This is a genomic window from Bradyrhizobium sp. F1.4.3 (genome assembly GCF_040548375.1).
Taxonomy (GTDB): domain Bacteria; phylum Pseudomonadota; class Alphaproteobacteria; order Rhizobiales; family Xanthobacteraceae; genus Bradyrhizobium.
The window spans coordinates 40,819-62,628 of sequence record NZ_JBEPRN010000003.1; the positions used below are offsets into that span (position 1 = coordinate 40,819).

Consider the following 21,810-nt stretch of genomic DNA (forward strand, 5'->3'; position numbering starts at 1 on the left):
GTCCTTCCAACTTTCCCGCTTTGGCCGTAGAATCGCACCTGCATGGCACGCGCGAGCAATCTGGTGATCGGAACAGCGACGCTGACGGTGATCGCCGTGGCGTTCGGCGGCCTGCTCGGCGTGCAGAAATGGCGCACCATCCAGAGCCGCAGCCAGCTGCGCGTCGTATTCGAAGGCGGTTCCGCGAGCGGCCTGCGTCGCGGCGGACCGGTCAATTTCGACGGCGTGCCTGCCGGCCAGATCCTGTCGATCAAGCTCGACAATCCGCGCAAGGTCGTCGCGCTGGTAATGCTCGACAACGCGGCACCGATCCGCAAGGACACCGTCGCCGGCATCGAGTTCCAGGGCCTCACCGGCGTCGCTGCGGTCTCGCTGATCGGCGGCGCGCCCTCCGCGCCGCCGGTGCCGCTGGATTCGGACGGCGTCCCCGTGCTGACCGCCGATCTCAGCGACGCCGAAACGATCGTCGACACCCTGCACAGTGTCGATCGCACGATCGTCAGCAACGCGCCCGCGATCAAGGAAGGCCTGCGCACGTTCGAAAACTACACCGACGACCTCAGGAGCAAAGGCGGCGAAATCGACACGATCATGGCCAAAGTCGACAGCGCGTTTGCGGGCTTCGACAAGGCGGTCACGAAGATCGAGGGCGTGGTGCCGGGCTTCGTCGACGGCAAGGCCGACGAGCTGTTCGAAAAGGTGCAGGGTCTGCACGAGCTCGCCGACACCATGAAGAAAAAATCGGCGAGCTTCCTCGAGGATGGCCGAAAGACCCTGCTCGACATCAGCGAGGCCGCCAACAAGATGAGCGGAACTCCGGTCGCGCCGCGTCCACCGCGCAAGCCCACACAGCAGAAACGGTAAAGTCTACCAGGCGTAGCGCACGACACCCTTGCCGGCGTAGGAGCGGGTGACGTTCGAAAACTCGCCTTCGAAGGTCAGCGCCGCGATCCAGCCGTTCATCCAGTTCATTTGCACCGACGCCGTGGTCAGCGCGGAATCGCGCGACTGCGCGGCGCCGTTGACGACGAAGGCCGCGCCCGGCAGCGCCTGGAACACCGCACCGACACTGCGGTCAGGATTGAAATCATGCGCCCAGGCGACACGGCCGCGCAACGTCATCACGCCGCCTGCGGCCGCAAACGCCCGGTCCGCGCGCAGGCCGAGCTCGGTGCGGGTGTCGGTGACGCTCTTGGCAGCGTAATTGAGCGCAAACGCGTTGTTGCCGACCACAGCGAACTCCGAATAGCTGGGAAGGCTGAACATGGTGGCCTGGAGTGCGGCATAGGGCGTCAGCCCGATCCACTGCGTTGCCTGGCGATAGCCGCCCTCGATGCGGCCCGAGACGGCGTTGGCATTGAACTGCGCGCGCAACTGATCAATGCCGGCGGCCGTGACGATGCGATTGGTGGTGACGTCCTGCCAGCCATAGGCCAACGCCGCCGAGATATAGGCAGGCCCGGCGGTGTGACGGACGAAGGCGCCGGCCTGGAACAGGTCCGAGCGGCCCCAACCCAGCCCGTTGACGCTGAAACCAGTGCCGCCGCCCGCAAGAGCAAAGCCCGCGATCGTCGCCGGCGAGAAGCGATAATCGAGACCGACCGCGGTGCCGTAGACACTGCTGGTGGTGTTGTTCGAGCCGAGCGCGGCATTGCCGTCGGTGCTCTGCGAGCCGCCATAACCCGCAGCCCAGACGTCCCAGCGCTGCTCGAATGTCGGCGTCGGTACTTTGCGGTAGATCGACGCAAACGCATCGCTGGGGCGCTTGCCGGCCGCCGCATAGCCATTTGCGTTCGTCTCGTCGGCATAAGGCGCAGCACCGGGCGCGCCGCTACGCCCCGTGCCGAAGACGTCGGTCAGCAGGCCAAGGAACAGGTTCATCGCATTGAACGTGGTCTGCTGCGATCCCGTCCCCGGCTCGCCGGAGGCTTGCGTCAGTCCGGTCGGCGAGAGGTTCGCCAGCGCCACGGGAAGGCTGCCGGTGCTGTCGAAGTGGTGTGTCAGGACATTGGCGACGTTTTGCCGGTTGATGTTGAGGCCGCCGCCGTAGCCCAGCGCGAGATCGAGGAAGACATTGTTCGGATCATAGCTCAGAATGGCATGCAGATTCGGCGACAGACCCGCGACCACCGGGTTGAACCTGTCGGGAAGCGTCGTCGCATTCAGGATCGTGTAGTGCTTCGCGATCGACCCGGTCGGCACGACGACGACCGTGGCGCCGGCGAGCGTCGCCGTCCCGGTCACGATCGTGAAGCCGTTGTTGGTGCCTGAGACCTGCACCATGTAGCTCGACGCCGACGTGAACGAGAGGTCGCCGGACACGGTGAGCGTGCCGGTCGGATGACCCGGCGCCAGCGTGCCGCCAGTAACGGTGATCGTGCCAGTCGTGCCGACACCACCGAACGTGCCGCCGGCCGCGACACTCACAATGCCGTTGATGGTACCGGCGAGCATGAGCGTGCCGCCCAGGACGTTCCAGTTCTGATTGCCGGTGCCCGTCACCGTCCAGGTCGAGCTGTCGACCTTGTTGAAGGTCGTGAAGCCGTCGTACTGGAGGCCGCTGCCGATCAGGCTGAGATCGAACGTGTCCTTGCCGGTGCCGCCGAGCTGGAATGTATCGGTGCCAGCGCCAAGCACGAAGCCGTTGATGACGCTGCCGGGCCCGAGCGTAAGCGTGTTCGAGCCGCAGCTACAGAACTCGATCGCGGCAAAGCCGGTCGCGGCGTTGATGGTTCCCGAGTTGAAGACGCTCGCGCCGCCACTCACGCTGATGCCGACGCCGCCGGACCCGACGGTGATGGTGCCGGTATTGACGACCTGATTGCTGGTCGACAACGTGAACACATCGATACCGACGCCTGAGGCACCGACAGAGATCGTACCGCTGTTGGTGACGACGTTGCCGTCGCCGAACATAATGATGCCCTCGGAAAAATCGGTCCCCGTGATCCGCCCGCTGTTGGTGATCGTGGAGGACAGGCTGGACGCGGCGATGCCCACGCCGCCCAGACCAACGCTGATCGTCCCGCTCTGGCTGATGACGGCCCGATCACCCTGCAGCGAAATGCCCGCCGACCCGCTGTCGCCCGTCGTGATCGAACCGCCATTGCTGACCTTGGCGTCATCGCCCTGCACAGCAATTCCGACACCGGAGTCGCCGGCCGTGATGGCGCCCAAATTGCTGACGGTTTGAAAGTTGCCGTTCATGAGTATGCCGGCGCCACTCAGGCCGACCGAGATATTGCCGCTCGCCGTGTTGGTGACGGTGTTGTTGTCGTCGACGGAGATCGCGACGCCCCCGTCACCCGTCGTGATCGTTCCGGCATTCGCAATCGTGTTGCGGTCCAGCGCGGAGATGCCGAGGCCGTTGTCGAGCACCGTGATGATGCCGTTGTTGGTCACGGTGTTCGAATTGCCCACGCTGATGCCGGTCAGGCCCGAGCCTGCCGAAAGCGTTCCGTTGTTGGTGACGGTGTTGGAGTCGTTGACGCCGATCGACACGGCACCGTTGTCGTTCACGGTCGCGCCCGACAGCACGTTGACGGTGAGGCTGTTGACAGCGACGCCAGCCTGAAAGCCGTCGGCATCGGTACCGCTGCAGGTGACCGTTTGGCCGCTTGACGCCGGATCAGGCGCGCATTGCGCGTTGGCCGAATTCGTCGAGAGGCCAAGGCTGAACACCAGCGTCAGGATTGTTGATGCGCCAGCGGATGACACGGCGCCATACCGGCGCAGTCCACCCTGCAGCCTCCATAGCCCCACGCCCCTCACGTCGCACTCCCCCAGTCCCGCCTATTCCGCCCGGGAACTTAGGCCATGGGGAGGTTCCGCAGAACTACGGCCGGCCCGAATGCGTCCGTTTGGCGCACAACCGAGGCAAAATCCACGACCATGTTGCAACCGCGCCACGGTTTTGCCCGGCGGAGTTGCCATTCCGCGCAAGATCCTGCGCCGGCCGACCCGGATGTCGGCCGCGACGACCTAATAGTTGCTCGGCGCAGCCTCATTCGGGATGCCATCGATCGGGCATTCGGCGGTGCCTGCCGTCGAACGGGTCATCGCTTCGACCATGTCCCGCGTACCTTCGGGATCGGCGATCCAGTTCTTGTAGAAATCATAGGGACAGGCCGCGACGCCGCGCGGGCTTTCGCCGGAATTGATCATACCGGTGTAGCCGCGGTGGACCAGCTTGTAGAGATGGTTCTGCGACTGACCGGTACGGCGGGCGTCGCGAATGAGATTCTTCGAAAGCTGGGCGTACTGGATGCCGTACTCCTCCTCCCCACACTCGCCGAGTGTGCGGCCATCAAAGCCGATGATCGCGGAGTGACCGAAGTAGGAATAGACTCCATCAAATCCGGCAGCATTGGCGACGGCGACATAGACATTGTTGGCCCACGCCATCGCCTTGGAAATCAGGATCTGCTGTTCCTTCGCCGGATACATGTAGCCCTGGCAACGCACGATCAGCTCGGCTCCCTTCATGGCGCAGTCGCGCCAGATCTCCGGAAAATTGCCGTCGTCGCAGATGATCAGGCTGACCTTCATCCCTTTCGGGCCGTCGGAGACATAGGTGCAATTGCCGGGATACCAGCCCTCGATCGGCACCCATGGCATGATCTTGCGGTACTTCTGCACGATCTCGCCCTTGTCGTTCATCAGGATCAGCGTGTTGTAGGGCGCCTTGTTCGGATGCTCCTCGTGGCGCTCGCCGGTCAGCGAGAACACGCCCCACACTTTCGCCTTGCGGCAGGCCTCGGCAAAAATCGCGGTCTCTTCACCGGGCACCGCCGAGGCGGTCTCGTACATCTCCTTGGAGTCGTACATGATCCCTTGGGTCGAGTATTCCGGGAAAATCACGAGATCCATGCCGGGCAGGCCGAGCTTCATGCCGACGATCATGTCGGCGATCTTACGGGCGTTGTCGAGCACCTCGGCCTTGGTATGCAGGCGGGGCATCTTGTAGTTGACCACTGCAACGCCGACGGTGTCGTTGCTGCTGGAAATATCGCCGTGAAGCATGGGACCGCTCCTGTCTTTTATTGGTTTGAGGTTGCCGCCTGCGTTAGTGGCTGATCATCCAGGGTCGCGCTGTCGGGAAGCCCTTGGCGCCGCTCGTGCTCTTGGTCATCAGGCGCGCCGGCTTTGTCTTGTCCGACGCGGACCTGGACGATTTCTTGCCGGTCGAGCAGCATCCGCAGCCGGGGCCATGAGACGCCTTGTATTGCGCGAGCGTCTGCGGCGCGTGCGAGCTGCGCTCGTTGACGGCGTGGGCCTTGCGCTTCTCCGCCGGCATGCAGAAGAAGTTTGGCGCGGTCAGGATCACGCGAGGCGCCATCGTCTCGCAATGGGGACAGCTCTGCGGATCGTCGCATTCCGCCATCGGGCGCAGATCCTTGAACGGACCGCAGTCGTCACAGAGATATTCATAGACCGGCATCGCATCATCCCTACGCTTCAGCTTGTTCAACGTATCCAGTGGCGGATGCGGGGCCGCAGATACAAGCCGTCCCGCATCCCGTCGCGCAGTGATTACTTGTCCGGCGAGATCGGCATTTGGATATCGCCCGTGATGTGCTTGATCGGTCCCGCCGACGACGGCATCACGTCGAAGTCGAAGATTTCCGTCGGCAGCCATAGCGTGGCGCAGGCATTGGGCACGTCGACCACGCCGGAGATGTGGCCCTGAACCGGTGCGGTGCCGAGGATCGAATAGGCCTGGGCGCCGGAGTAACCAAACTTCTTGAGGTACTCGATCGCATTGAGGCAGGCCTGGCGATAGGCGATGGTGACGTCGAGATAGTGCTGCTTGCCGGCTTCGTCGACCGAGATGCCTTCGAAGATCAGGTAGTCCTTGTAATTCGGCGTGATCGGCGACGGCTTGAAGATCGGATTCTTGACACCGTACTTCGCCATGCCGTCCTTGATCACCTCGACCTTGAGATGCAGCCAGCCGGCCATCTCGATCGCGCCGCAGAAGGTGATCTCGCCGTCACCCTGGCTGAAGTGCAGATCGCCCATCGAGAGACCGGCGCCGGGCACGTAGACCGGGAAGTAGATCTTCGAGCCGCGCGAGAGATCCTTGATGTCGCAATTGCCGCCATGCTCGCGCGGCGGCACGGTGCGCGCGCCTTCCGCGCCGATCTTTTCCTTGGCGTCGCCCTTGGCGCGGCCGCCATGGGCAGTCGGCGCAAATGGCGGATTGGCAAGGCCGGGTACCCGGGTCGGGTTGGTCGAGATCAGCTCGGCCTCGCGCTTGTTCCACATGTCCAGCATCTTCGGATCGGGCAGGCAGCCGATCAGGCCGGGATGGATCAGGCCAGCGAAGTTGACGCCGGGAATATGGCGCGACGAGGTGTAGAGGCCCTTGATGTCCCAGATCGACTTCTGCGCCAGCGGGAAATGGTCGGTGAGGAAGCCGCCGCCGTTCTGCTTGGAGAAGAAGCCGTTGAAGCCCCACAGGCTCTCCTTGAGCGGACCGACGTCGAGCAGGTCGACGACGAGGAGATCGCCGGGCTCGGCGCCCTTGACGCCGATCGGGCCGGACAGGAAGTGCACGATCGAAAGATCGATGTCGCGCACGTCGTCGGCGGAATCGTTGTTCTTGATGAAGCCGCCGGTCCAGTCATAGGTCTCGATGATGAAGTCGTCGCCGGGATTGACCCAGGCCACGATCGGGATGTCGGGGTGCCAGCGGTTATGCACCATGTCATTATCGTAAGCCGACTTGGTGAGATCGACCTTGATCAGTGTCTCTGGCATCGAGATGCTCCCCTTTTACACGGTTGGTTAGACGGACAGATATTTCGAGACCTGCGCGGCATCGACGCTGTCGCGCGGATCGTCGCGCACGATCTCGCCGTTTTCGATGACCAGCACGCGGTCGGCGATATCGAGCGCGAAGCTCAGGACCTGCTCGGACACGACGATCGAGAGCCCCTTTTCGTCGCGGATGCGCTTCAAGGTGCGCGCCATGTCCTTGATGATCGACGGCTGGATACCTTCGGTCGGCTCGTCCAGCAGCAGCACCTTCGGCTTGGTCGCGAGTGCGCGCGCGATCGCAAGCTGCTGCTGCTGGCCGCCGGAGAGATTGCCGCCGCGGCGGCCCTTCATCTCCAGCAACACCGGGAACAGTTCGTAGATATCAGCGGGCACCTCGGTCCCGCCGGAGACGACGAGACCGGTCTCGATGTTCTCCTTCACCGTCATGGTCGAGAAGATCATGCGGCCCTGCGGCACATAGGCGAGACCCTTGGCCACGCGCTCGTAGCTCGGCAGATTGCCGAGCTCGGCGCCGTCCATCGTCACCGAGCCGCTCCTCGCCGGCAGGATGCCCATCAGCGATTTCATCAGTGTGGTCTTGCCCATGCCGTTGCGGCCCATGATCGCCACGATCTCGTTGGCGGCGACCTTGACGTTGAGCCCGTGCAGCACCTCGCTCTGGCCGTAGGCGACGTGAAGATCGGAAATAGCCAGCATCGAACCTGCTCCTTAATGGCCGAGATAGACTTCGATGACCTTGGGGTCGTTCTTCACCTTCTCCATGGTGCCCTCGGAGAGGATCTGGCCCTGGTGAAGTACGGTGACCTTGTGCGCGATGTCTTCGACGAACTTCATGTCGTGCTCGATCACCAGCACCGAACGATTCTTGATGATGCGATTGAGAAGCTCGGCGGTCTTGGCCCGCTCGGACACACTCATGCCGGCGACGGGCTCGTCGAGCATCAGCAGGTCGGGGTCCTGGATCAGCAGCATGCCGATCTCGAGCCACTGCTTCTGGCCATGGCTGAGCAGATCGGCGTTCACGTTCAGCCGATCCTTCAGGAAGATCATTTCGGCGACTTCATGCACCCGGTCGCGCACGGCGGCGTCGCGGGTGAAGGTCAATGCACCGAACACCGAGCGTCCGCGCGGATAGGAAATCTCCAGATTCTCGAACACCGTGAGGTCGTCATAGATCGACGGGTTCTGGAACTTGCGGCCGACGCCGGTCTTGACGATCTCGTTTTCCTTCATCCGGGTCAGCTCCTTGCCACGGAACTGGATCGAGCCGGATGTTGCTTTGGTCTTGCCGCAGATCAAATCGAGCACGGTGGTCTTGCCGGCGCCGTTGGGACCGATGATGACGCGGATCTCGTTCTCATCGACATAGAAAGAGAGATCGTTGACCGCCTTGAACCCGTCGAACGACACCGTAAGCGCCTCGACCGCGAGCAGGAATTCCTTGGGCTGGTGACCTACGAGCATGATGATCTCCTCACTCTGCCGGGGCGCCGTCGGCGACCGAGCTGTCGGTCCAGCCTTCAGGTTTCGGTTTGCGCGACGAGATCAGGCGATCGATGCGCGGCTGCACATAGTCGCCCCAGATCCCGGCAAGGCCGTTCGGGAAGGCGAGGACCACGGCGATGAACAGCCCGCCCAATCCGAATAGCCACAATTCGGGAAAGGATTCCGACAGGCTGGTCTTGGCGAAATTGACCAGCAGCGTGCCGTAGACCGCGCCGAGGATCGACAGCCGGCCGCCGACCGCGGTGTAGATCACCATTTCGATCGACGGCACGATGCCGACGAAGGACGGCGACATGAAGCCGACATTGAGCGCGAACATCGCGCCGCCGATTGCGGCGAACACGGCAGCGACGCAGAAGGCGAAGATCTTGAAGTTCGCGACGCTGTAGCCGGAGAAGCGGACCCGGTCCTCCTTCTCACGCATCGCGACCAGGATGCGTCCGAGCTTGGAGTGCCGGACGAACTGCGCGATCATGATGCAGACGAACAGGCATCCGACCTCGAAGAAGTACAGCACGATCTTGGCGTGATCGGGCCGGATATCCCACCCCTTCAGCGTCCGCAGATCGGTCATGCCGTTGATGCCGCCGGTGTAGCCCTGCTGGCCCACGATCAGGATGGTGAGGATGGCCGCGACCGCCTGGGTGATGATGGCGAAGTAGGTGCCACCGACGCGGCGCTTGAACATCGCCGTCCCGATGATCAGGGCGAAGATGCCAGGCACCAGAATGATGGCGGCGATGGTGAAGGTGAGGCTGTGAAAAGGCTTCCAGAACAGCGGCAGCGAGGTGATTTGATTCCAGTCCATGAAATCGGGAATCCCGGGCGTCGACTGGATCTTGGTGTTCTCGGGGCTGGAGGCTTCCAGCTTGAGGAACATCGCCATGCAGTAGCCACCGAGCCCGAAGAACACGCCCTGGCCGAGGCTGAGAATGCCGCCATAGCCCCAGCAAACCACCAACCCCAACGCGACGAAGGCATAGGTCAGGTATTTCGCGACCAGATTGAGCCTGAAGACATCGAGCGTGAGCGGCAGCACCAGCACCAGGAAGATCGCGAGCAACAGAATTCCGATCAACTCCGATCGATTGAAGAAGCGATTGTCGGTCATTGCATCAGCCTTCCGTTTCTCACTTGCGGACCTTGAGGGCGAACAGCCCTTGCGGCCGCAGCATCAGGATTCCGACAACGGCGAGCAGCGTCAGCACCTTGGCCATCGAGCCCGACATGAAGAACTCGAGGGTGGATTGCGTCTGTGAGATCGAGAAGGCCGAGGCGATGGTGCCGAGCAGGCTCGCGGCGCCGCCGAACACGACCACCAGGAAGGTATCGACGATGTAGAGCTGTCCGGACGTCGGCCCGGTTGAGCCGATCATCGTGAAGGCGCTGCCGGCGACACCGGCGATGCCGCAGCCGAGGCCGTAGGTATAGCGATCGACTTTTTCGGTGTTGATACCGACCGCGCCGGCCATGATGCGGTTCTGCACCACGGCGCGCACCTGGCGGCCCCAGCGCGATTTGTACATCACATAGGCGACACCGACCGTGATCAAGACGGTGAGGCACATCACGAAGACGCCGTTGATCGGCACTTCGATGCTCTCGGACACGTGCAGCGACCCGAGCATCCACTGCGGCAGGTCGACGCCGACCTCGCGCGCGCCGAACACGGAGCGAAAAGCCTGCTGCAAAATCAGGCTGAGTCCCCAGGTGGCAAGCAGCGTATCGAGCGGGCGCTTGTACAGATGCCGTATCAACACCCATTCCACCAGCATTCCCAGCGCACCGGATGCGACAAAGGCCAGGATCATCGCGAGGAAGAAGTAACCGCTGAACAAGCTCGGCAAATAGGACTGGAAGAAATTCGAAGTCATCCAGGTGACGTAGGCGCCGAGGATCATGAACTCGCCATGGGCCATGTTGATGACGCCCATCTGGCCGAAGATGATCGCAAGACCGAGCGCCATCAGCACGTAGACCGAGAACAGGATCAGTCCTGCAAAGCCCTGCATGACGAAGATGGAGCCAAGATCACCAAGCGAATAGTCGCCGAACATCGATGTCCTCCGTCTGGGATGAAGGTCCCGCGTCGCGAGCAGGTTCGCGACGCGGGGTCTTGAGCGTGGACTTGCAATCCACGCCAGGGAGCGCCTTGGTCTTGAGAGGAAACCGCGGCAGGCGCGCCGCGACTTACTGGTAGCTCTTGTTATTGGTAGCCCTTGGGGAACGGATCCGGCTCGACGAGATCGGCGGTCTCGTAGATCAGCTCGAACTGGCCATCGAGCTTGGCGCGTCCCACCCGGGTCTTCGACCAGAGGTGATGATTTTCGTGGATGCGCACGTAGCCTTCCGGAGCGCCCTTGAACTCGACGCCCGGCGAGGCCGCAGCGATCTTGTCGACATCGAAGGAGCCGGCCTTCTCCACCGTCAACTTCCACAGCCACGGGCCGAGATAGGCAGCCTGGGTGACGTCTCCGATCACGGTCTTCTCGCCCCACATCTTCTTGAACGCCGGCACGAAGGTCTTGTTGTTCGGATTGTCGAGCGACTGGAAGTACTTCATGCAGGCATAGGCGCCCGCGATGTTCTCGCCGCCGATGCCATCGATCTCGTCTTCGGTCACCGAGATCGTCAGCAGCGCCTGCTTGGAGAGGTCGATGCCCGCGGCCTTGAGCTGCTTGTAAAACGCGACATTCGAGCCGCCGACGACGTCGGTGAAGATCACGTCAGGCTTGGTCAGCTTGATCTTGTTGATCACCGAGTTGAACTGGGTGTTGCCGAGTGGATAATACTCCTCGCCGACGACCTTGCCTTTCAGCACGTTTTCGACGTGCTTGCGCGCGATCTTGTTCGAGGTGCGCGGCCAGATGTAGTCGGAGCCGATGAAGAAGAACGACTTCGCGCCCTTCTCCTTCGCGATCCAGTTCAGGCCGGCGAGAATCTGCTGGGTCGCCTCCTGGCCGGTGTAGATCACGTTCTTGGATTGCTCGAGGCCTTCGTAGAAGGTCGGGTAATAGAGCATGCCGTTATACTGCTCGACCACCGGCAGCACCGCCTTGCGCGAGGCCGAGGTCCAGCAGCCCATGATCGCCGCGACCTTGTCGTTGACCAGCAGCTTCTTGGCCTTCTCCGCGAAGGTCGGCCAGTCGCTGGCGCCATCTTCCTGGATGAACTTGATCTTGCGCCCGAGCACGCCGCCCATGGCGTTGATCTGCTCGATGGCGAGCTTTTCGGCTTCGATCGAGCCGGTCTCGGAGATGGCCATGGTGCCGGTCGCCGAATGCAGGATGCCGACCGTCACCTCGGTGTCGGTGACCGCGAGACCCGTGGTATTGACCGCCGAGGTCGCCGGAGCCTGCGCAAAAGACGCTCGCGGCAGCATCGTGATGGCCGGCACGGCCGCCATTCCCATCAATAGTTTGCGCCGGAGCGGCGACAATAGACCCTTGTTTGCTTCGTCTGACATGAGCACCCCACTTTTGTTCGAGGACACGCGATTGGTGCCGTGAGGATGGCTCGAATTTGTGCACCGCAAGCATACGCAAGATCGCGTATACTGCACCGCAAAATACCGACGTAGGCTTTTGGTACGGGATTTGCGAGGGTTTTGGCGAGTTCGGGAGTGGGGTTAAGTGGCAGGGCGGCAGCGAATAGACCGCGTCAGGCGCCAGTACAACCAATGGGTCGCCAACCAGACGCTGGAAGACTACGCGCTGCGCTTCACCGCCAAGAGCGCGCGCCGCTGGTCCGCCGCTCGCGTCGCCAACACGGCGCTGGGCGCAATCTCGTTCCTGGCGATGGAGGCGATCGGCGGCACCATCACCCTGAACTACGGCGTCACCAACGCCACCGCCGCGATCCTCGTCGTCTCGACCATCATCTTCTGCTGCGGCGTGCCGATTGCCTATTATGCCGCCAAATGCGGCATCGATATTGACCTGCTCACCCGCGGCGCTGGGTTCGGCTACATCGGCTCGACCATCACCTCACTGATCTATGCCTCCTTCACCTTCATCTTCTTTGCGATCGAGGCCGTGATCCTGGCGTCCGCGCTCGAGATGTGCTTCGGGATTCCGCGCCCCGTAGGCTATCTCATCAGCGCCGTCGTCATCATCCCGCTGGTGGCCTACGGCATCACGCTGATCAGCCGCTTTCAGCTCTGGACGCAGCCACTCTGGATCGTGCTTCACATCATGCCGTTCGCGGCGATCGCCTGGCACAACCCGCACTCCTTTACGGAGTGGCGCAAGTTCTCGGGCGATCACGGCGATCTCAACGGACATTTCGATCTGTTGCTGTTCGGTGTAGCGGCCTCGGTCGTGTTTTCGCTGGTGGCGCAGATCGGCGAGCAGGTCGACTTCCTGCGATTCCTGCCGCGCGACCGTCGCGCCTCGAAGGCCTCCTGGTGGATCGCGCTGATGAGCGCAGGGCCCGGCTGGATCGTGCTCGGCGCGCTGAAATTGCTGGCTGGTTCGTTCCTCGCCTTCTTCGCACTCAGCCACGGGGTGCCGCCGGAAGAAGCTGCCGAGCCCGCGCATATGTATCTCGAAGCATTTCGATACGTGCTGTCGCAGCCTGACCTCGCGCTGGCGCTGACCGGCACTTTCGTGATCCTGTCACAGGTCAAGATCAACGTCACCAACGCCTATGCCGGCTCGATCGCCTGGTCGAACTTCTTCTCGCGCCTGACTCACAGCCATCCCGGCCGCGTGGTCTGGCTGGTCTTCAACGTGATCGTGGCGCTGCTGTTGATGGAGATCGGCGTCTACAAGGCTCTGGAGCAGACGCTGGCGCTCTATTCCAACGTCGCGATTGCCTGGGTCGGCGCGCTGGTCGCTGATCTCGTCATCAACAAGCCGCTTGGCCTGCGGCCACCGCAGATCGAATTCAAGCGCGCGCATCTCTACGATATCAATCCGGTCGGCGTTGGCGCGATGACCATCGCGACCATTGTCTCCATCAGTGCCTTCTACGGCCTGTTCGGGCCTACCGCGAAGGCGCTGTCGGCCTTCATCGCGCTGGCGGTTGCCTTCATCGCCGCCCCCCTGATTGCCTGGGCCACCGACGGCAAATACTACATCGCGCGCAAGCCGAAGCGGAGCTGGCAAAACATCGAGGCGATCCAGTGCTGCATCTGTGAGCACTCGTTCGAACCGGAGGACATGGCCTCCTGCCCCGCTTACGCCGGGCCGATCTGCTCCCTGTGCTGTTCGCTGGACGCCCGCTGCCACGATCTCTGCAAGCCGCACGCGCGGATCCAGACGCAATTCTCCGAGACGCTCGGCAAGATCCTGCCGCAGCCGATCTATCAGCGGATCAACTCGCAGCTCGGCCATTACATCGGCGTATTCGTGGTCTCCGCCGGGCTCGTCGCACTGGTGCTCGGCCTGATCTATCTCCAGACCTCGGCGAGCGTCCATGGCGAGAACGTGCTCGTCTCCAACGTGCTGTGGAAGGTTTTCTTCTCGCTCAGCATCATCATCGGCGTGGTGGCCTGGCTGTTCGTGCTGGCGCAGCAGAGCCGTCGCGCCGCGGAAGCCGAGACTCGGCGGCAGACGACGCTGCTGATCCAGGAGATTGACGCGCACAAGCGCACCGACGCCGAGCTCCAGCGCGCCAAGGAGGTCGCCGAATCCGCCAACCTCGCCAAGAGCCGCTATGTCGTCGGCCTGAGCCACGAGCTGCGCTCGCCGCTGAACGCGATCAGCGGCTATGCCCAGCTCCTGGAGCAGGACACGACGCTGAACACCAAGCCACGCGATCAGGTCCGCGTCGTCCGCCGCAGCGCCGACCACCTCTCCGGCCTGATCGACGGGATTCTGGACATTTCCAAGATCGAAGCTGGACGGCTTTATCTCTCCCGCGACGAAGTCCGCTTGAGCGAATTCCTGGACCAGCTCCTCGGCATGTTCCGCCTCCAGGCCGGCGCCAAAGGCATCGACTTCGTCTTCAGGCGGCCGGCAACATTGCCGACAGTGGTCTACGCCGACGAGAAGCGGCTGCGTCAGGTCCTGATCAACCTGCTGTCCAACGCCATCAAGTTCACCCAGACCGGCAGCGTGCAGTTCGTGGTGCATTACCGCAGCCCGGTCGCCGAGTTCGAGGTGATCGATACCGGCCCGGGCATCCAGGCCGATGATCTCGAACGCATCTTCGCGCCGTTCGAGCGCGGCGCGCTCGGGGTCTCGCAGCCGCACAGCGGCACGGGATTGGGGCTCACGATCAGCCGGCTGCTCGCCGGCGTGATGGGCGGCGACATCAAGGTCACCAGCACCGTTGGCCGCGGCAGCACGTTCAAGGTGAAGATGCTGCTGTCGGAGGTCACCAACCCCAGGCGCACCGCGCCCGTGGAGGCGCCGGTCTCCGGCTATCACGGCGCGCGCAAGACCATCCTCATCACCGACGACGACCCCGTCCATCGTGACCTCTTGCGCGAAGTGCTGACGCCGCTTGGCTTCATCCTGCTCAGCGCCGCCGACGGGCCGGGTTGTCTCGCGCTGGCCCAGCATTGTCGGCCCGATCTGTTCCTGCTCGACATCTCGATGCCGGGCATGGACGGCTGGACCGTGGCGGAGTCGTTGCGCGCGAGCGGCCATCACCAGGCACGCATCCTGATGGTGTCGGCGAGCGCGCTGGAGGCTCACGGGATGCCGCTGGCGCAACCTTTCCACGACGGCTACCTGATGAAGCCGATCGACATCCCGCGGCTGCTGGAGAGCATTCGCCAGTTGCTCAAGATCGAATGGCAATACGGCTCCGACGAGATCGCTGTACCGCTGTGGCGGCCCGAGAGCGGCTCGCGGCCGCCGGTCGGGCATATCGAGGCACTGATCGGGCTCGGTCAGATCGGCTACGTCAGGGGCATCCAGTTGAAGCTCGACGAGATCGGCAGCGAACATCCCGAGCATGCCGACTTCGTCGCACAGATGCGATCGCTGGTCGACCGCTTCGATCTTGACCAATACATGGTCACATTGAAAACACTGCATGCTTATGAGCATTGAGACAAAAAAGCGCGACGTCGCGCTCGTTGTCGACGACTCTCCGGAGACGCTGCGGCTGCTCACCGACGCGCTCGACGGCGCAGGGATGACCGTGATGGTGGCGCTCGACGGCGCCGCCGCCATGCGCATCGTCGACCAGATCACGCCTGACATCGTGTTGCTCGATGCCGTGATGCCCGGGCTGGACGGGTTCGAGACGTGCCGCCGGCTCAAGCGCGACGCGGGCCTCGCCAATGTCCCCGTGATCTTCATGACCGGTCTGGCCGAGACGGAGCATATCGTACGCGGGCTGGAAGCCGGCGGCGTCGACTACGTGACCAAGCCGATCGTGATCGAGGAGATGCTGGCGCGCATCCGTGTCCATCTCGGCAACGCAAGGCTGACCCAGAGCGCGCGCGCCGCACTGGACGTCTCCGGACGCTTCCTGTTCGCGGTCAACCGCCAAGGCAAGGTTCTCTGGGCGACACCGCAGGCGCAGAAGCTGCTCGCCGATCATCACGGCGCCCAGACTGATGATGACTTCATCCTGCCGGAATCGCTGCTGCAATGGCTGGAGCAGGCCAAGGGCAAGGGCAGCTCGAAGTCTCAGGCAGTCTCCCTGCCCGACAATCCGCAACTCCGGCTCTATTACATGGGCGAAACCGCGGCAAACGAGTTTCTGCTGCGATTGTCCAAGGAGTCCGGCACCGCGCTGCCGCCCGAATTCACCAGCGAGCTCGGCCTCACCACCCGCGAAGGCGAGGTGCTGGCCTGGCTCAGCAAAGGCAAGACCAACCGCGACATCGCGCAGATCCTGGGCCTCAGCCCGCGCACGGTCGACAAGCATCTGGAGCAGATCTACGCCAAGCTTGGGGTGGAGAACCGGACGGCGGCCGCGGCGATTGCCACGAATGCGACAAGGCGGAATTCCTAGTTCCTCGTCGTCCTGGACAAGCGCAGCGAAGCGGAGCGCGGATCCAGGACCCATTACCACAGGAAGTGGTTTGGCGAAGACTTGTGGTGACTACTCGCGCCGCAACCACCCCCTGGGGTAATGGGTCCTGGCTTTCGCCAGGGCGACAGCAAGTAAGCTGCAACGCCGTCACCCCAACAAACGGGGTCGTCCCGGCGAAGGCCGGGACCCATAACCACAGGAGGCGATTTGGCGAAGACTTGGAGTTGGCAGCTCGCGCCACGTCTACTCCCTGGGGATATGGGTCCCGGCCTTCGCCGGGACGACACCAGAGTTTGTGGCGACGCTTACCCCCCTCACCCATACACGAACGCTTTATCATCCAGATCCGTCTTCGGGATCTCGTCCTTCTCGGTCCAGTAGTCCTGGCTGTGCTGCCATTCCGGCTTGTCGCCGCGCCTGGGCAGGACGTCCATGTTACGCATCATGTAGCCGGGGTTGAAGTTTTCCGGATCGATCCAGGGCAGGATCGGCATGTTGTGATCTTCAGGGCGCAAGCCAACCTCGACCTTGTTGGCACCCTTCGCCTTCATATGCCCGAGCAGGCGGCAGACGAAATCGGCGACGAGATCGACGCGCAGCGTCCAACTCGCGCGGAAATAGCCGAACACCCAGACCATGTTTGGCACGCCCGTGAACATCATGCCACGGTAGGTGACGGTGTCGCCGAAGGCGAGCGGCTTGCCGTCGATCTCGAAGGCGATGTCGCCGAGCGCGGCGAGATTGAAGCCGGTCGCGGTGACGATGACGTCGGCTTCGAGCAGCTTGCCGGACTTGAGCTGAATGCCGTTTTCGACGAAGCTTTCGATCTCGTCGGTGACGACGGAGGCCTTGCCGCTGGCAATGCCCTTGAACAGATCGGCATCCGGCACGAAGGCGATGCGCTGCCGCCACGGCCGGTAGGTCGGCGTGAAATGCGTGTCGACGTCGTAGTCCGGACCGAGCACCGCGCTGATCTGGCCGATCAGCTCCTTCCTCACCTGCTCGGGCTTGCTCAGGCAAAGCTTCGTAAACGCATCCTGCTCGAACAGGATTTTTCGGCGGACGATCTCGTGGATCCAGGCCTCGTCGACCTGAAGCCGGCGCAGCTCCTCGGCGATCTCGATAGCGTTGCGGCCGAGGCGGAAATAGGTCGGCGAACGCTGCAGCATCGTGACATGCGCGCATGTGTCCGCAATGTTCGGCACCAGCGTCGCTGCGGTTGCCCCCGAACCGATCACGACGACCTTCTTGCCCGCGAGGTCGATGTCATCCGGCCAGGTCTGCGGATGGACGATGCGGCCCTTGAAGCGGTCCATGCCTTTCCATTCCGGCGTGTAGCCTTCCGAATGGCGATAATAGCCCTGGCACATCCAGAGGAAATTGGCGGTGAAGGTTTTTGCCTCGCCGGTATCCGTCGTCACCGCCTCGATGGTCCAGAGATTGTTCTCGCTCGACCAGCTCGCGGAATTGATCTTGTGCTTGTAGCGGATATGCCCAGCGATATCGTTGTCGTCGATCACCTCGTTCATGTAGGCCAGGATTTCCTCGGCGGTCGCGATGGGCGGTCCGACCCAGGGCTTGAAACTATAGCCGAAGGTATGGAGGTCGCTGTCCGAACGAATGCCGGGATAGCGATGCGTGGTCCAGGTGCCGCCGAAGCTCGCCTGCGTTTCCAGGATGACGAAGCTCGCACCTGGAAGCTGTTTTGTGATGTGATAAGCGCTGCCGATGCCGGAGATGCCGGCGCCGACGATCAGCACGTCGAAATGCTCTGAAACCTGCTTGGTCGTGGCGTGACTGCGAACAGCGACATTCATTGTTGCTTCTTGCCTTGTCTTTTTCAGGCCGCCCTTGATCGGACGGCGCGTTTCCTCCGCGACGGGCATGGTTGCCCATCGCGCTCCACTTCAAAATGACATAGATCAAGTCGCGGTCAAATCACAGCGCCGCACCCCAGCTCCGCGCAGTCTGCAAGATCCAGTCGCGATAGAGCGTGAGCGGCGTGACCCCAGTCAATCCGCCGCAGCCGGCAGCGCCGTTCGGTCCGGTCGACCAGCTGATGACGCCGACGAGCACGGCGCCGTTCGGCCGGTCCTCGAATACCGGACCGCCGGAATCGCCCGTGCAGGCCCCGATTCCGTCGCGAACACCGTTGGTTACGGGATCGACGAGGCGAATTTGAAGCATGCCGGGCTGGCCCGTGGCGACGAGCGCGGCAACGCGCGTGGCGCCCCCGCTCTTGCCATCACCACGCACGGTCACGCCAATGCCGGCGATGGTGAAGCGACTGCCGACCTGAATTGGAATATTCGGCGCGCCGACCGGCACGGTCGATTTTCCCTTGAGTGGAATATCGAGTTGCAACAGCGCCACGTCCGCCGTGGCGCGATGCGCCTGCATGGCCTGCATGTTGAAGTTGGGATGGATCGCCACAGCGCGGACGCTCAGCAATTGCGGCTGACCATCGGCACCACGATCGACGATCTTGTAGTCGGCGCCGGGCTGCACGCAGTGCGCGACCGTTAACACGATCTTCGGGGCAATCAGGCTGCCGGTGCAGAAATTGCCGCGCGAGCCGACGATGGTGACGACAGCGCGCGCGACACCATCGGCTTGTGGTGTACCGCCGCCGACGATGGCATAAGCGGGCGTGGCAAGCAGCAGCGCCGCTGCGATGACAGTTGCAAGCTTTTTCATGGGAACACACTTTGGCGTCAGCATCGGTGAGGACGGAGAATTGCTTCGGACTGGCCCTTGCCGATAGCGCATGCTAGCCCTCTTGGAAAGGAATTGACGAGGGCAGGATAGTGGCGATCGAAGCTGTGATCTTTGATTTTGGCGGCGTGCTGACGAGCTCACCGTTCGAGGCTTTTACTCGATTCGAGACCGAGCGCGGCCTGCCCATCGACATCATCCGGCGAACGAACGCTGCCAATCACCTTGAAAACGCCTGGGCGAAGTTCGAGCGCGCCGAAGTCGACATCGATACGTTCGACAAATTGTTCGCCGCGGAGTCGCTCGCGCTCGGCGCAGAGGTGCGCGGACGCGACGTGCTGCCGCTGCTTCAGGGCGATCTGCGTCCCGAGATGGTCGAGGCCTTGAAGCGCATCAAGGCGCAATTCAAGACCGGCTGCATCACCAACAATCTGCCCGCCAACGCGATCGGCAGCATGACCGGACGCTCACTCTACATCGCCGAGGTGATGGTGCTTTTCGACCATGTCATCGAATCCGCCAAGATCGGCCTGCGCAAGCCCGACCCGCGCATCTACCGCATGATGGTCGAGACGCTGAAGGTCGATCCGAAGGGTTGCGTCTATCTCGACGATCTCGGCGTCAATTTAAAGCCCGCGCGCGAGATGGGCATGACCACGATCAAGGTCGCTAGCGGCGCGCAAGCGATCGCCGAGCTCGAGGCGGCGACGGGGCTGAAGCTGGCCTAACGCATCATTCTCCGTCATTGCGAGCGTAGCGAAGCAATCCAGGCTGTCTCTGCGGAAAGACTCTGGATTGCATCGCTGCGCTCGCAATGACGAGATTGGGGCGACGTCCTTCGCCAAACGCCCTACTTTGCAGCGGCGATCCGCTCGGGGAAGGCGGCGGCGAGCGCAGCACGGTCTGGCTTCAGCACGCCGCGCTCGGTAATGAGGCCGGTGACGAGACGCGCCGGGGTCACGTCGAACGCGTAGTTCGCGACGGGCGACCCCTCGGGCACGATGCGGACGGTTTCCAGCCGGCCATCGGCGGTGCGGCCAGTCATGTCGGTAACCTCCACGCCGCTGCGCTGCTCGATCGGAATGTCCCTGATGCCGTCATTGACCGCGAAGTCGATCGTCGGCGATGGCAGCGCGACGTAGAACGGCACGTTGTTGTCGTGCGCGGCGAGCGCTTTCAAATAGGTGCCGATCTTGTTGCAGACGTCACCATTGGCCGCGACGCGGTCGGTGCCGACGATGGCGAGATCGACCATGCCGTGCTGCATCAAATGCCCGCCGGTATTGTCGGGGATCACGGTGTGCGGCACGCCGTGATGGCCGAGCTCCCACGCCGTGAGCGATGCACCCTGGTTGCGCGGCCGCGTCTCGTCGACCCAGACATGGATCTTGATGCCGCGCTCATGCGCGAGATAGATCGGGGCCGTTGCGGTGCCCCAGTCGACGGTGGCGAGCCAGCCGGCGTTGCAATGGGTCAGCACGTTGACGACCTCGCCCGGCTTCTTCTTTGCTACGATCGCCTCGATCAGCGCCAGGCCGTTGCCGGCGATGCCACGGTTGATCTCGACGTCCTGCTCGACGATCTCGTCGGCGCGCGCGTAGGCGGCTTCGGCCCGTTCCACCGGATCGATCGGCGCGAGCGACGCCTGCATCTCGTCCAGCGCCCATTTCAGATTGATCGCGGTCGGCCGCGCCACGATAAGCGTCTCATAGGCGCGCTTGAGCCCGGCATCGGAAGCATCCTCACGCATGGCGAGCGCCATGCCGTACGCCGCAGTCGCACCGATCAGCGGCGCACCGCGCACCAGCATGTCGCGGATCGCGGTGGCCGCGTCGTCGCACGAGGTCAGCCTTGCGATGACGAACTCATGCGGCAGCCTGCGCTGGTCGATCGCGCCGACCGACCAGCCGTCGCGCTCGCGCCAGATGCTGCGAAAATGCTTGCCGTCGACCTTCATCGCGTTTGCCTCTCGTCTCAGGCGCGCAGGATACGACCCGCCACAGCGTCGAGCTTCTTCAAGAGCTCCGGATCGCGCGCCTCGGGCGCCGTGATCAGCGCGGTGTCGAGCGCGCGGTCCGAACCGATCGGGCACGGCTCATGCTCCCGCGGAAAATCCTTGGCCAGCCGCGCCACCAGCGCTTTCGCCTTGTCGGCGTTTGACGTCAGCACGCGGATGATGTCCTGGACGGTGACGACATCGTGATCGGAATGCCAGCAGTCGAAATCCGTCACCATCGCGACGGTGGCGTAGCAGATCTCCGCCTCGCGAGCGAGCTTGGCTTCGGGCATGTTGGTCATGCCGATCACGGAGTAACCAAGCGTCTTGTAGGTCATGCTCTCCGCATAGGTGGAGAATTGCGGCCCTTCCATGCAGACATAGGTACCGCCGCGCGCAATCGCGATACCCTCGGCTTCAGCCGCTGCCGCAAGATGGATGCGCAGCCGCGGCGACACCGGATGAGCCATCGACACATGCGCGACGCACCCCCTGCCGAAGAACGAGCTCTCGCGCTTGTGGGTACGGTCGACGAACTGATCGACGAGGACGAAAGTCCCCGGCGGCATCTCCTCCTTGAAGGAACCGCAGGCCGAGAGCGAGATCAGGTCGGTGACGCCGGCGCGTTTCAAAACGTCGACATTGGCGCGGTAGTTGATGTCGGACGGTGACAACCTGTGGCCCTTGTCATGGCGCGGCAGGAACACGATCGGCAGGCCCGCAATGCTGCCACGCCGCAGGGGCGCCGACGGCTCGCCCCAGGGGCTCTTGATCACTTCTTCGCGCGCGCCCTCGAGACCCGGCAGATCGTAGATGCCGGAGCCGCCGATGATGCCCAATACCGCCTGCGTCATGCCTGCTCCACCCGTTCG

17 protein-coding genes are annotated in these 21,810 nt (G+C 63.0%); 4 read left to right on the forward strand and 13 right to left on the reverse strand.

What is annotated here, in order from left to right; genetic code table 11:
* Window positions 1–42 precede the first annotated feature (42 nt).
* On the forward strand, window positions 43–864 hold the full coding sequence (locus ABIB73_RS12235; RefSeq protein WP_354224357.1) for an MlaD family protein: 822 nt from the start codon (window positions 43–45) through the stop codon (window positions 862–864).
* Window positions 865–867: 3 nt separating this feature from the next.
* Here the strand turns inward: ABIB73_RS12235 and ABIB73_RS12240 are convergent, their stop codons facing one another.
* The 9 genes from ABIB73_RS12240 to urtA all read right to left on the reverse strand — a co-directional run bounded on the left by ABIB73_RS12240 (window position 868) and on the right by urtA (window position 11,755).
* Window positions 868–3,717, reverse strand: coding sequence for an autotransporter outer membrane beta-barrel domain-containing protein (locus ABIB73_RS12240; protein ID WP_354224359.1), 2,850 nt, complete (start codon window positions 3,715–3,717; stop codon window positions 868–870).
* Window positions 3,718–3,981: 264 nt separating this feature from the next.
* Window positions 3,982–5,022: an aliphatic amidase gene (locus ABIB73_RS12245; protein WP_354224361.1), complete on the reverse strand. Its 1,041-nt coding sequence runs from the start codon at window positions 5,020–5,022 to the stop codon at window positions 3,982–3,984.
* Window positions 5,023–5,065: 43 nt separating this feature from the next.
* Complete coding sequence (locus ABIB73_RS12250; protein ID WP_354224363.1) at window positions 5,066–5,440, reverse strand: FmdB family zinc ribbon protein; 375 nt, start codon at window positions 5,438–5,440, stop codon at window positions 5,066–5,068.
* Between the two features lie 92 nt (window positions 5,441–5,532).
* Window positions 5,533–6,762: a formamidase gene (gene fmdA, locus ABIB73_RS12255; protein WP_354224365.1), complete on the reverse strand. Its 1,230-nt coding sequence runs from the start codon at window positions 6,760–6,762 to the stop codon at window positions 5,533–5,535.
* 27 nt (window positions 6,763–6,789) lie between these two features.
* A complete protein-coding gene (gene urtE / locus ABIB73_RS12260; RefSeq protein WP_354224367.1) occupies window positions 6,790–7,479 on the reverse strand; it encodes an urea ABC transporter ATP-binding subunit UrtE in 690 nt (229 codons plus the stop codon).
* A gap of 12 nt (window positions 7,480–7,491) precedes the next feature.
* Window positions 7,492–8,247 (reverse strand): urea ABC transporter ATP-binding protein UrtD, encoded by a 756-nt coding sequence (gene urtD / locus ABIB73_RS12265; protein WP_143842796.1) that lies wholly within the window; start codon window positions 8,245–8,247, stop codon window positions 7,492–7,494.
* A gap of 10 nt (window positions 8,248–8,257) precedes the next feature.
* The gene (gene urtC, locus ABIB73_RS12270) at window positions 8,258–9,400 is read right to left on the reverse strand and encodes an urea ABC transporter permease subunit UrtC (protein ID WP_354224369.1); all 1,143 of its coding nucleotides are present in this window, start codon (window positions 9,398–9,400) and stop codon (window positions 8,258–8,260) included.
* Window positions 9,401–9,419: 19 nt separating this feature from the next.
* Window positions 9,420–10,346, reverse strand: coding sequence for an urea ABC transporter permease subunit UrtB (gene urtB / locus ABIB73_RS12275; protein ID WP_354224371.1), 927 nt, complete (start codon window positions 10,344–10,346; stop codon window positions 9,420–9,422).
* A gap of 149 nt (window positions 10,347–10,495) precedes the next feature.
* Window positions 10,496–11,755 (reverse strand): urea ABC transporter substrate-binding protein, encoded by a 1,260-nt coding sequence (gene urtA / locus ABIB73_RS12280; protein WP_354224373.1) that lies wholly within the window; start codon window positions 11,753–11,755, stop codon window positions 10,496–10,498.
* A gap of 166 nt (window positions 11,756–11,921) precedes the next feature.
* On the opposite strand from urtA, the gene ABIB73_RS12285 reads away from it, so the two are divergent.
* On the forward strand, window positions 11,922–15,293 hold the full coding sequence (locus ABIB73_RS12285) for a hybrid sensor histidine kinase/response regulator (RefSeq protein ID WP_354224375.1): 3,372 nt from the start codon (window positions 11,922–11,924) through the stop codon (window positions 15,291–15,293).
* A complete protein-coding gene (locus ABIB73_RS12290; protein ID WP_354224377.1) occupies window positions 15,277–16,206 on the forward strand; it encodes a response regulator in 930 nt (309 codons plus the stop codon). Before ABIB73_RS12285 ends, ABIB73_RS12290 begins: the two co-directional genes overlap by 17 nt.
* A 335-nt stretch (window positions 16,207–16,541) precedes the next feature.
* Here the strand turns inward: ABIB73_RS12290 and ABIB73_RS12295 are convergent, their stop codons facing one another.
* A complete protein-coding gene (locus ABIB73_RS12295; protein WP_354224379.1) occupies window positions 16,542–18,044 on the reverse strand; it encodes a flavin-containing monooxygenase in 1,503 nt (500 codons plus the stop codon).
* Window positions 18,045–18,165: 121 nt separating this feature from the next.
* On the reverse strand, window positions 18,166–18,924 hold the full coding sequence (locus ABIB73_RS12300) for a S1 family peptidase (RefSeq protein ID WP_354224381.1): 759 nt from the start codon (window positions 18,922–18,924) through the stop codon (window positions 18,166–18,168).
* A 110-nt stretch (window positions 18,925–19,034) separates the two neighbouring features.
* Here ABIB73_RS12300 and ABIB73_RS12305 point away from each other — a divergent pair, with 110 nt between their 5' ends.
* Window positions 19,035–19,670 (forward strand): HAD-IA family hydrolase, encoded by a 636-nt coding sequence (locus ABIB73_RS12305; RefSeq protein ID WP_354224382.1) that lies wholly within the window; start codon window positions 19,035–19,037, stop codon window positions 19,668–19,670.
* Between the two features lie 122 nt (window positions 19,671–19,792).
* Here ABIB73_RS12305 and mtnA read toward each other — a convergent pair whose 3' ends face one another.
* Window positions 19,793–20,899: an S-methyl-5-thioribose-1-phosphate isomerase gene (mtnA, locus tag ABIB73_RS12310; protein ID WP_354224384.1), complete on the reverse strand. Its 1,107-nt coding sequence runs from the start codon at window positions 20,897–20,899 to the stop codon at window positions 19,793–19,795.
* A gap of 17 nt (window positions 20,900–20,916) precedes the next feature.
* Complete coding sequence (locus tag ABIB73_RS12315) at window positions 20,917–21,792, reverse strand: S-methyl-5'-thioadenosine phosphorylase (RefSeq protein ID WP_354224386.1); 876 nt, start codon at window positions 21,790–21,792, stop codon at window positions 20,917–20,919.
* Window positions 21,793–21,810: the final 18 nt, after the last annotated feature.

Excerpts from the sequence above, each read along its gene's own strand:
- ABIB73_RS12235 (WP_354224357.1), top strand. The coding sequence starts at position 43 with ATGGCACGCGCGAGCAATCTGGTGATCGGAACAGCGACGCTGACGGTG.
- ABIB73_RS12245 (WP_354224361.1), bottom strand. The coding sequence starts at position 5,022 with ATGCTTCACGGCGATATTTCCAGCAGCAACGACACCGTCGGCGTTGCA.
- ABIB73_RS12250 (WP_354224363.1), bottom strand. The coding sequence starts at position 5,440 with ATGCCGGTCTATGAATATCTCTGTGACGACTGCGGTCCGTTCAAGGAT.
- fmdA (WP_354224365.1), bottom strand. The coding sequence starts at position 6,762 with ATGCCAGAGACACTGATCAAGGTCGATCTCACCAAGTCGGCTTACGAT.
- urtE (WP_354224367.1), bottom strand. The coding sequence starts at position 7,479 with ATGCTGGCTATTTCCGATCTTCACGTCGCCTACGGCCAGAGCGAGGTG.
- urtD (WP_143842796.1), bottom strand. The coding sequence starts at position 8,247 with ATGCTCGTAGGTCACCAGCCCAAGGAATTCCTGCTCGCGGTCGAGGCG.
- urtC (WP_354224369.1), bottom strand. The coding sequence starts at position 9,400 with ATGACCGACAATCGCTTCTTCAATCGATCGGAGTTGATCGGAATTCTG.
- urtB (WP_354224371.1), bottom strand. The coding sequence starts at position 10,346 with ATGTTCGGCGACTATTCGCTTGGTGATCTTGGCTCCATCTTCGTCATG.
- urtA (WP_354224373.1), bottom strand. The coding sequence starts at position 11,755 with ATGTCAGACGAAGCAAACAAGGGTCTATTGTCGCCGCTCCGGCGCAAA.
- ABIB73_RS12290 (WP_354224377.1), top strand. The coding sequence starts at position 15,277 with ATGCTTATGAGCATTGAGACAAAAAAGCGCGACGTCGCGCTCGTTGTC.
- ABIB73_RS12295 (WP_354224379.1), bottom strand. The coding sequence starts at position 18,044 with ATGAATGTCGCTGTTCGCAGTCACGCCACGACCAAGCAGGTTTCAGAG.
- ABIB73_RS12300 (WP_354224381.1), bottom strand. The coding sequence starts at position 18,924 with ATGAAAAAGCTTGCAACTGTCATCGCAGCGGCGCTGCTGCTTGCCACG.
- mtnA (WP_354224384.1), bottom strand. The coding sequence starts at position 20,899 with ATGAAGGTCGACGGCAAGCATTTTCGCAGCATCTGGCGCGAGCGCGAC.
- ABIB73_RS12315 (WP_354224386.1), bottom strand. The coding sequence starts at position 21,792 with ATGACGCAGGCGGTATTGGGCATCATCGGCGGCTCCGGCATCTACGAT.